The organism is Ferroglobus sp. (assembly GCF_015521575.1).
Lineage (GTDB): Archaea > Halobacteriota > Archaeoglobi > Archaeoglobales > Archaeoglobaceae > Ferroglobus.
Map to the genome: position 1 here is coordinate 1 of NZ_WANY01000122.1, position 10,363 is coordinate 10,363.

At 43.8% G+C, this 10,363-nt stretch carries 9 protein-coding genes and 1 tRNA gene; 7 read left to right on the forward strand and 3 right to left on the reverse strand.

What is annotated here, in order from left to right; translation table 11 throughout:
- Positions 1–690: 690 nt before the first annotated feature.
- Entirely contained in the window at positions 691–867 is a 177-nt protein-coding gene (locus F7C14_RS05065; protein WP_290900494.1) for a hypothetical protein, read from the reverse strand.
- Positions 868–1,125: 258 nt separating this feature from the next.
- Positions 1,126–1,198, reverse strand: a tRNA-Gln gene (locus tag F7C14_RS05070).
- A 128-nt stretch (positions 1,199–1,326) separates the two neighbouring features.
- Here F7C14_RS05070 and F7C14_RS05075 point away from each other — a divergent pair.
- The 3 genes from F7C14_RS05075 (at position 1,327) to F7C14_RS05085 (ending at position 4,566) form a co-directional block, all read left to right on the forward strand.
- The gene (locus F7C14_RS05075) at positions 1,327–2,583 is read left to right on the forward strand and encodes a phenylacetate--CoA ligase family protein (protein WP_290900496.1); all 1,257 of its coding nucleotides are present in this window, start codon (positions 1,327–1,329) and stop codon (positions 2,581–2,583) included.
- 73 nt (positions 2,584–2,656) lie between these two features.
- On the forward strand, positions 2,657–4,069 hold the full coding sequence (locus F7C14_RS05080; protein ID WP_290900498.1) for a sodium/proline symporter: 1,413 nt from the start codon (positions 2,657–2,659) through the stop codon (positions 4,067–4,069).
- A gap of 23 nt (positions 4,070–4,092) precedes the next feature.
- The gene (locus F7C14_RS05085) at positions 4,093–4,566 is read left to right on the forward strand and encodes an Lrp/AsnC family transcriptional regulator (RefSeq protein WP_290900500.1); all 474 of its coding nucleotides are present in this window, start codon (positions 4,093–4,095) and stop codon (positions 4,564–4,566) included.
- Here the strand turns inward: F7C14_RS05085 and F7C14_RS05090 are convergent.
- Complete coding sequence (locus F7C14_RS05090) at positions 4,563–6,833, reverse strand: vitamin B12-dependent ribonucleotide reductase (protein WP_290900502.1); 2,271 nt, start codon at positions 6,831–6,833, stop codon at positions 4,563–4,565. The genes F7C14_RS05085 and F7C14_RS05090 overlap by 4 nt on opposite strands.
- Positions 6,834–6,990: 157 nt before the next feature.
- On the opposite strand from F7C14_RS05090, the gene F7C14_RS05095 reads away from it, so the two are divergent.
- From F7C14_RS05095 to F7C14_RS05110, 4 genes are all read left to right on the forward strand, one after another.
- The gene (locus F7C14_RS05095; protein WP_290900504.1) at positions 6,991–8,163 is read left to right on the forward strand and encodes a pyridoxal-phosphate dependent enzyme; all 1,173 of its coding nucleotides are present in this window, start codon (positions 6,991–6,993) and stop codon (positions 8,161–8,163) included.
- Entirely contained in the window at positions 8,160–9,242 is a 1,083-nt protein-coding gene (gene comD / locus F7C14_RS05100) for a sulfopyruvate decarboxylase subunit alpha (protein WP_290900506.1), read from the forward strand. Before F7C14_RS05095 ends, comD begins: the two co-directional genes overlap by 4 nt.
- Positions 9,239–9,763 (forward strand): inosine/xanthosine triphosphatase, encoded by a 525-nt coding sequence (gene yjjX, locus F7C14_RS05105; protein WP_290900508.1) that lies wholly within the window; start codon positions 9,239–9,241, stop codon positions 9,761–9,763. Before comD ends, yjjX begins: the two co-directional genes overlap by 4 nt.
- A partial coding sequence (locus F7C14_RS05110) for a radical SAM protein (protein ID WP_290900510.1) occupies positions 9,753–10,363 on the forward strand: 611 nt, incomplete at its 3' end. The genes yjjX and F7C14_RS05110, both read left to right, overlap by 11 nt.

Consider the following 10,363-nt stretch of genomic DNA (forward strand, 5'->3'; position numbering starts at 1 on the left):
ATACTTACTGCTCTTAACTTTCTCGATATTTAAACAACCTTAAAGTAAGTTCAACACTTATCTCTTCGCGATTTTTCCTAAAATATTATTTCTTGATTTCACAAAAGCTTAGATCATCTGACCAACTTAAGCCAATGACTTGAGAAAACTGAAAGAAAACCAGTATTCTGGCGAATATCTCACGATTTTTCTGGATTGAGATCCTTAAGAGTAAGTAAATACTGCTTATTTACGAGATTGACGAGAATGAGAAGAAAGTTGTCCTTTTAGCTGTGGGTCATAGAAAAGATATTTACTAAATGCCGACATCCAGCACTTCCAAAAGTTCTTCAAATTTCCTCTTCACCGGCTGCTCCTTTGCTCTCTTTATGGATTCCATCAGCTCCTCATTGCTCAATCTCTAAAGTTTCGATAAGCGAGTCAAGCCTTTCTCTGAGTTCTTTCAAATCTTCGAGTATATTCTTGCTTGTAATTGGCTGCATGCTAAACTACACTCAGATTAGTCCTTATATAGAAATTGTTGCGAACAATCAAAAGCGCACACACACCACATACTCTTCAACAGCTTTCTTAACTTCTCAAGAAATCATCTATATTCTCTCTCGTCTTTCAAGCTTCAAAAGCATAACGAGATTCTCTATTGTCAACCTCGTAAATCAACCTGAAGTCACTAAGACGAACTCTATAAACTCATAAACCAAGCTCAGCTTTAAGCTTCTCCCATGGAATCCCGTTCTTTCTCGTCTCGTCAGCAAGTCTGTCAAGCTCTTTTGCTTCTTCCTCGCTAATCTCTTCTTCCCGAATTAATCCTGCCTCTATAAGCTCTATCTTGTCATTCACTTTCAAAAGCTCGGTATCTGTGCTCATTAAGCGTTTACTTGTATTAAGAAAGAAAACTTTAGTTTGAGACAGTTACGTGCATAAAGCCAAATGTCGAGTGGTAAAACCATGCTCGAAGCAAGGCAAAATTATAACACCACTAAAGATTTCGGAAGATCTTCAGATTCCTTACGAAATTGCTCATGCAATCGTTTTGGAGCTAATCAAAGAAGGTCGCTTAGAGCCTTTGGAGGATTACGATGAAGGAGATTAGATAATGCAAAAAGCGCATTTGTTGAATAAAAGTAGCCCCGCCCGGATTCGAACCGGGGTCGCGGGATCCAGAGTCCCGCAGGATTGACCACTACCCTACGGGGCTTCAAACACTTCTTGTTCGTAATATGTTTATGAAGGTTACGCTACAGCTACAAGAACTCGATCCCAGATTACAGGACAATTCCCCTAATTTGAGAAAAGTTTATATACTCAAGATTGAACTCGCTCTCAATGATCGAAGACGTGTACAGGGAAGCGAAACGTGGAGTGTACATGAGAAGAAAAGAAATTGAGGAGCTGAAAAACAAGAGGTTTAGGGCTATCGTTAAATACGCTTTCTGGAGATCGCCACTGTATAGAAAAAAGTTTAGAGAAGCCAAAGTGGATATTGACAAGATTAAAACGGTGGACGACATCAAGAAACTTCCGTTCACGACTAAACAGGAGTTAAGAGAGAGCTACCCACTGAAAGCTGCAGCTGTTCCTAAGGAGGAGATCGTAAGAATCCAGATGAGCGGGGGAACTACTGGACAGCCGGTGATAATTCCCTACACAAGAAAGGACGTTGAACAGTGGAAAGAAATGATGCTAAGAGCGTTTTACTTAGCTGGAATAACGAGCGAGGACGTTATTCAGATAACTCCAGCCTTCGGTTTGTGGAACGGGGGATTTGGTTTTCACTTTGCTGCCGATGCTATAAACGCCTTCGTAATTCCAATAGGCCCGGGAAATACGAGAAATCAGGTAAGATTCATGAAAGATTTCGGTACAACCGTCCTTTGCGCCACCGCAAGCTACCCTCTGAGAATTGCGGAAGTCGCAAATGAAATGGAGATCGATGTGGCTGAATTGCCAGTTAAAAAGCTCATTCTTGGAGCTGAACCATGGAGCGATGAGATGAGGAGAGAGATAGAAAGGATCTTCGACGCAAGAACATACGACATACCCGGATTGACGGAGATGGGTGGAGTCGGTACGGTAGGTTTCGAATGCCCAGAAAGGAGCGGTTTGCACATGTGGGAAGATCAGTACATCGTGGAGGTAATAGATCCTGAGACTGGGGAAGTGTTGGAAGAAGGAGAGGAAGGGGAAATCGTATACACATCCCTCAATAGAGAAGCTATGCCCTTAATAAGGTACAGAAGCGGTGAGGTGAGCGAAGCTCTTGGAATTGATTGCGAGTGCGGAATAGAGCACATGAAAATCAAAAGGATTAGAGGAAGGGTCGACGACATGGTGATATACAAAGGAGCGAAGTTCTATCCGAGCGATATCGAGAGGATTTTAGCGAACTACGGAATCCTCCACTACAAAATAGAGGTCGGTAATGGAAAGATAAGGATCGTTTACGAATCAGAGAAGGACTTCAGCGGGGAAATTTCGAGGGACATTCGAGAGTTTCTTGGATTTCAGCCGGAAGTTGTCAGAGTTGGAGTTGGAAAGATCGAAAGGTTTGAAGGTAAAGCTAAAAGGTTGGTGAGAGTATGATTTTAGGATTTCTCTACGTTTTGAGCGTTATTTTAATGATAGCCGGAGTTCTCATCGCAAGGAGGATGAAAGTTTGATAATAGAGGTAATTTTTGCCTTATATTTAATCCTGATGTTCGTTATAGGACTTGTGGAGTACAGAAAGACCAAGGGAACTCTCGATTATTACTTAGCCGGAAAACAGCTTGGAGTTTTCCTCGTAAGCTTCTCTTTCTTCGCCACGTATTTCTCAACCGCTGCTTTCCTTGGAGGTGGAGGGTTTGGCTACATTGCCGGATTCCAGTGGTCGGCCTTTCTAACGTTCTTTCATATTCTCTTTGCGATTCTCGCTTGGATCTTAATCGCTCCAAAGCTTAAGGAGATAGCCGACAAACACGGAGTCCTAACGATTCCAGAAATTTTCGGAGCAAAGTACGGCGAGGCTGCAAGAGTAATCTCAGCCTTCACGATAATAGTCTTCTTCTCCTTCTACATGGTCTCGATTTACAAGGGAGCAGGGAATCTCCTTCAGGTCATGATGAACATCAGCTATGCAGAAGGGTTGATAATAACTGCTTTAATCGTCGTTTTTTACACAGCCCTCGGGGGATTTAGGGCTGTCGTCGTCACCGATTTAATTCAAGGCATACTAACTTTCCTTGGAGGAGTTGCTCTTTTCACAACCCTCATGGTAACCTTAGGAGGTTTGGAAGCTATAGAAAAGTTGAAAGCTGCGGAAACGTTTGCCGGGAGCGGAGAGTTATTGTTTGAGATAGGAAAGCTCGCTCCACCGCCGGTAATGAAAGCTGGTATGGTTCTACCGTTTATCCTCAGCTTAACTTTTGCTATAAGCATCGCTCAACTCTCAAGCCCGCAGCTTGTTGTCAGATTCGTAGCAGCAAGAGATCAAAGAGTTATCCACAAGGGAATGCTACTGACTCCGATTATAGTGGGGATATTTGCGATATGCGTTTTCAGTATAGGACCATTTGCTTGGTTAATCATTCCCAAAGAAGAGAGTCTGAAGTTTCTAAAGAATCCGGACTTGATAGTCCCCTACATAGCCATGAAGCTTTTTCCAGCCGGAATAAACGCTTTGCTTTTAACAGCAATAATAGCTGCGGCGATGTCGACGATAAATTCCCTCCTCCACATGATGGCTACATCTTTTGCGAGGGATATAATTAAGAAAGACAGCCTCGCTCTCACAAGGGCACTCGTCGTCCTTTTCGCCTTAATACCTCTAATAATCGCCGTAAATCCGCCAGACGTTATCGTTGCAATAGTCGGAGTTAGCTTTTCCGTTATAACAGCTACATTCCTCGTACCGCTTTTAGCAGCTTTATATCTCAATTCAAGACCAAGGAGCGTGGTCTTGGCGATGGTTTCAGCCTTAATAACATCGGTAGCTTGGTACATGCTATTCTACAGGGTTTACTGGATCTACCCGGTTATCCCGGGATTGATTGCCTCAGCTGTTGTATTCGTCCTTTCGGAAAAAATATAAAGTTCAAATTTTTTACTTAAGCTATGGAAAAACTCGACAGACTTGATTATCTCATACTTGCCGAACTTCAAGAGGATGCAAGAAAAAGTTTGAGGGAAATTGCCGAAAAACTTGGCGTTGCTGAAGCTACGGTTTACAACCGAATAAACAAGATGAAAAAACTCGGGATAATAGAGAAGTTCATACCCGTCATAAACTACTCCAAGCTCGGTTTTGACTTAATTGCCGTAATTGGAATATCGGCAGAGGGAGGGCATGTCGTTGAACTGGAAGACCTCCTTGCAAAGGAGCCGAACGTAACGGCAGTTTACGATGTCACTGGAGAGTTCGACGTTATTGCTGTAGCGAAGTTCAAAGACAGGGACAGTTTGAACAGCTTCGTTAAAAGGATCGCTGGGTTGGAACACGTAAAAAAGACATACACGATGGTCGTGCTGAATGTCGTTAAAGAGACTCACCTGATAGACATAAAAAAGTTGTTATTGGGGGAGGATTAGCCACATCTCGTAAATCCACACATTCTGCACGTCATACAGCCCTCTCCGTACTCAAGAACGTTACCGCATTCTGGACATACCCCTCCTATCAGCTTCGTTCTTGGCTCTTCTTCAGCTTCTTCAGTGAACTCCGTTAGAGGTTTCACCCCTTTCACTTCAAGCTTTATCTTCTTGTACTCACCTTTAAGATGCTTCTCCAAAACCTTGGCAACTCCGTCGGCACAGCTCGTTATAATCTCTCCGTTGTCGAAGCCAACCGAAGGACACCTAATTCCCTTCAGCTGTCTTATCAGAGCTTCCGGACTTACCCAGCTCCTCAAAGCTATGCTTAAGAGCCTTCCAATAGCTTCCGTTTGAGAAGCTGCGCATCCACCACTCTTCCCAAGCTGAACAAAGACTTCAGCTATTCCGTACTCATCTTCGTTTATTGTAACGTAAAGGCTTCCACATCCGGTTTTCGTCTCTATCGTAACGCCCTTCGTTATTCTCGGTCTCGGTCTCGGCTCTATGTATCTGGCTGGAGGTCTAACTTTAGCCTCCTTTTCCTTCTTCTTTTTCTCTTCCTCAGTCTTCTTAATTCTCAACACTTGCTCCTCTCTGCTTCCGTCTCTATAAACCGTAATTCCCTTGCACTTAAGCTCATAAGCGAGAAGGAAAGCCTTTTCCACATCAGCTTTCGTCGCATGGTTCGGAAGGTTTATAGTCTTGCTCACGGCATTGTCGGTGTACTTCTGAAAAGCTGCTTGCATTCTAACGTGCCACTCAGCTGGAATGTCCAAAGCGCATTTGAATACTCTCCTCACAGCTTCGGGAATCTCTCCAATTCTCTGAATGCTTCCCTCTTCAGCCACCCTCTCGATTATATCCTCCCTATAAAGCCCGATCTCTTTCAGCGTTCTTTCAAATATCGGGTTTATCTCGAAGAACTCTTCTCCATCAAGAATGTTCGTTCTTTTATAAGCTAAGGCGAAGACCGGCTCTATACCACTGCTGCAACCGGCTATAATGCTTATCGTCCCCGTTGGGGCGATGGTGGTGGTTGTAGCGTTCCTAATTTTTATCCCTCTCTTCTCCCACACGCTTCCTTTCCAGTTGGGGAAAACGCCCCTTTCTTCTGCAAGCATTTGGGAGGCTTTGTGAGATTCTTCCTGAATGAACTTCATTACTCTTTCAGCCAGCTGTATCGCTTCTTCACTATCGTAAGGTATCTTCAGCTTGAAGAGTGCGTCAGCCCACCCCATCACTCCGAGTCCAATTTTTCTATTAGCCTTCGTCATTTTCTCTATTTCCGGGATGGGATAGCTGTTTACATCGATCACATTATCAAGGAATCTCGTGGCTATGTGCACAACTTCCTTCAACCTCTCCCAGTCAAAGTCCCCCTTCTTTTCGTCCACGAATTTTGAAAGATTAATGCTTCCAAGGTTGCAGGATTCGTAGGGCAAAAGCGGTTGTTCACCGCATGGATTGGTTGCTTCGATCATCCCAATATGCGGGGTGGGATTGGATCTGTTAATCTCATCTATGAATATCAATCCCGGCTCTCCGTTTCTCCAAGCCCCTTCAACGATTAAGTTGAAGATTTTTCTTGCAGAGACCTTCTTAACAACTTCTCCAGTTCTCGGATTGATAAGCTCGTAGTCCTCGTCATTTTTCAGCGCTTCCATGAATTTGTCAGTCACAGCCACGCTTATGTTGAAGTTCCTCAGCACACCTTCCTCCCATTTAGCGGTGATGAACTCCTCTATGTCCGGATGGTGAACGCTTAAAACTCCCATGTTCGCTCCTCTTCTCCTACCACCCTGCTTTATTTGCTCAGTAGCGGCGTCGAAGATTTTCATGAAGCTTACCGGTCCAGAAGCTACCCCTTTGGTAGACTTAACGATGTCTCCTTTAGGTCTGATTCTCGAAAAGCTAAACCCAGTACCCCCTCCGCTTTTCTGAACTTTAGCCATGTCCCATAGGGCTTTGAAAATTCCATCTATGCTATCCTCCACCGGAATGACGAAACAAGCCGAGAGCTGATTCAATTCCGTTCCGGCGTTCATTAAGGTAGGTGAATTTGGCATGAACTCCTGTCTGTCCATTATTTCGAAGAATTTCTTAGCCCAGTAATCCGGATCGTTTCCGTAATTTTCTTCAGCTTGAGCTATCGCATTGGCTACCCTCCAAAGCATCTGTTCCGGAGTCTCTATCACATTACCCTTATCATCCTTCAGCAGATACCTCTTTTTTAGAACGACTTCAGCCGTTTTTGTTAACTCCATACTCCCACCTTGTCAAGTTAATTTGATTTAATGTCAGGTTTATATGATTTGCTACACTCCAGAGGAATATTTACGAAACAATAAATTAAGCTTTTGTGCAGTCTGGAAGTAATATTCGGGTAAAGATTTTATAATCCGTGGAAAAATCTTAAGCCAGATGTACGTTCTCTCCTGCTACAGCTGCGGAGAGGTTTTCAAAGATTGGGGATTCGCCTTCCAATGTCCCCACGGCTGCAACTCTCTTGTTCATACAAAATACCCCGGAAAATTTTCTCCCAAAGGAGAGGGCTTGAGGAGGTACTCCTTCTGGATGCCGTTCGAGGTTGACGGGGATTTGCCGGTACTGGTTAAAAGCGAGGAGTTTAGTGAGATAACTGATGCGGAGGTTTTCTTTGTCGTTCACGCTTACTGGCCAGAAATGGGTGTCAGGCTTAAAACTTGTTCCTTCAAAGAGGTTGAGGCTTTATCCTCCTTAAGGTATTCTGAAAACTTTGCAGAAGCTATAGCTCTTGCTTCAGTCGGCAACACCGCTAACGCTTTCATAGAGCACGCTAAAAAGTTTGACATCAAAGTCTACCTCTTCGTCCCGGAAAAAGTGTTCAGCGACCTTTTCGAGATTGAAAGGAGCGAGAACGTTACAGTGGTGAAGGTCAAAGGCTCTTACGACGACGCTCAAAAGTTCGCGAGGATGTTTTCAGAAAAAAAGAGGTGCAAATTCGAAGGGGGAGGGAGAAATTTCGCAAGGAGGGATGCGTTAGCAACAAGCTGCTACGTTTACTTTGAAAAATTCAAAGAAATGCCAGATTACTACGTTCAGCCCATAGGCAGTGGGACTGGAGTTGTGGCGTTTTACGAAGGTTACAGGAGAATTTCAAAGGAGTTTAACGTTAAAAAGCCGAAAATAATCGTCGTGCAGAATGAACCTTTCACACCCGTCGTTGACGCTTGGAAGAAAAGGAGCAGAGAAATAAATTCTTACGAAGACCCGCTCGATAAGCTATATGCTAAGGTCCTATCAAACAGAAATCCACTCTACGGAATGAAAGGGGGACTTTACGACATTCTTTCAGACACGGAAGGAGAAGCTATAGGCATCTCCGAAGCGGAAGCGAAAAGAGTGGGGAAGATTTTCAAAAAAGAGTTCGGAATTTCTTTGCATCCCGCCGCAGAAGTTGGACTGGCTGCTCTGGAAAAAATCAACGCAAAAGGGAAAATACTCGTGAATATAACCGGAGCTGGTTTGGACAGGTTGAAAAAAGATTACAAGTTGAGGAAAGTTAAGGAAGATTTCGTCATCTCATCAGAAGACGATTTGGAGATGATCGAATGATCGAAGAAGAGTTTTTAAAGACTTTGAAAAAAGCGAAAATAGATTACGTTCTCACACTTCCCTGCGAGAGGGTAAAGAGGTTAATTTCACTTCTTCCCTCAAAATTCGAAGTTTTAACTTTAGCAAGGGAAGAGGAGGGAGTCGGAATCTCTGCCGGACTGTACATGGGAGGTAAAAAGCCGGTAATGTTGATCCAAAGCTCGGGATTCGGGAATTGCGTTAACGCTTTAATGAGTTTAACCAAATGCTACGAATTGCCTCTCCCAATTTTAATAAGCTGGAGGGGAGTTTACGGAGAAAAGATAGAAGCACAGAAACCTCTTGGCGAAAGATTGCCGAAGGTCCTCGCAGCTTTGGATATCGACTTTGTGATATTCGACGGAAAAAATTTCGATGATGTGGAAAATGCCATCAAAGGGAGCTTTGAAGAAGATAAGATAGTGGCGATCCTTCTCCGTCCAGATGTGTGGAGTGAAGCTGAAGATGTTTATTTTGAGAGACCGAAAGTTGAGGAAAAAGTTGTGAGAGTAGAGGAATGCGAGGCTAAAATGACAAGATACGAAGCGTTAAAGATGATTAAAGAAGAGCTTGAAGGGAGAATAGTCGTCTCGAACATAGGATATCCGAGTAGAGAACTCTACCACATTTTAGATCAACCGACGAACTTTTACATGCTCGGAAGTATGGGGTTAGCGAGTTCAATAGCTCTCGGAGTAGCTTTAACTGGAAGGGAGGTTATATCGATAGACGGAGATGGTTCGATCCTCATGAACCCCTCCACGCTGTTCACAGCCGGAAACGTTGATGTCGATCTCAAAATATTGGCTATAGATAACGCAGCATACGGAAGCACAGGAAATCAGCCAACAGCTTCAGTTAAAGCAGATTTACAGCTTTTTGCGATCTCAGCCGGATTCGAAAAAACTTTTAGAGCTAACGGGGAGGAAGTTAAAGAAATGCTGAAAGAGAGGGGAAAAGTTTTCATTCATTTCGTAGCCAAGCCCGGAAATGCAAAGGTTCCGACGATTCCTATGAAAGCCATTGAAATAAAAGAGAGGTTCATGGAGGCGATAAGATGAGGGTTGTCGTGGGAACAGAAAATCCAGCTAAGGTGAAGGGAGTAGAGAGAGCATTCAAAAAGTTCTTTGATGACGTAAAAATTTTTAAAAGAGCCGTTAACCCGGAAGTGTCTCCTCAACCCTTTGATGAGGAGACGATTACCGGAGCTATCAACAGGGCGAAAAAAGCTTATAGCGATGATTTCGATTTTTCAGTCGGAGTTGAAGCTGGATTGTTCAAAACTCGGAGAACTCTCTCTGGATACATAGATTTTCAGGTGGCTTGCGTTTACGATGGGGAAAAGTTCACAATAGGCTTCGGTCCGGGATTCGAGTATCCGAGGAAGGTTGTTGAGGAAGTTCTGAAGGGAAAAGAGGTCGGAGAAGTTATGGAAAAAGTAAGCGGAATAAAAGATCTTGGAGAAAAAATGGGAGCGATAGGATTTCTGACAAGGAGGAAAGTTGAGAGGAGCGATTTGACTGAGATAGCCGTAACCATGGCTCTAATTCCTTGGCTTAATCGCGAGCTTTATGAGCTATAAGCTTCTACCTCCCTTCGACCCTTGGAAATCCAAGTTATGCACGTGTCCGGCTAAGCTGTCCTTCAACCCCTACACCGGCTGCAACCACCGCTGCCTCTACTGCTATTCAACCTACATCCCCAATTTCTTCAATGCTCGCCCGAAAGAGAGACTTCTTATAAGACTCGAAAAAGAGCTTAGAGAGGTAAAATCCGGAACGCTGATATCGATGTCCAACAGCAGCGATCCATATCCGGAGATGGAGAAGGATTTAGAGCTTACGAGAGCATCGCTCAAGATGTTCAAGGAGAAAAATCTGAGAGTTCTCGTGATAACGAAGAGCGACCTCGTTACGAGGGATGTGGATATACTTAAGAATATGAAGAGTGCCGTAGCTATAACGATAACCACTTTGGAGGGAGAGTTAGCCGAGAGAATTGAGCCAAACGCGCCGAATCCAAAGAGGAGGCTAAAAGCTCTTAAAGAGGTAAAAGAAGCAGGAATTCCGGTAATATTAAGACTGGATCCAGTTATTCCCTTTTTAAACGAGAACGTCGAGGAAGTTCTGGAAAAAGCCAAATTCGTCGACCACGTGGTTTCTTCTACTCTGAAACTGAGAGC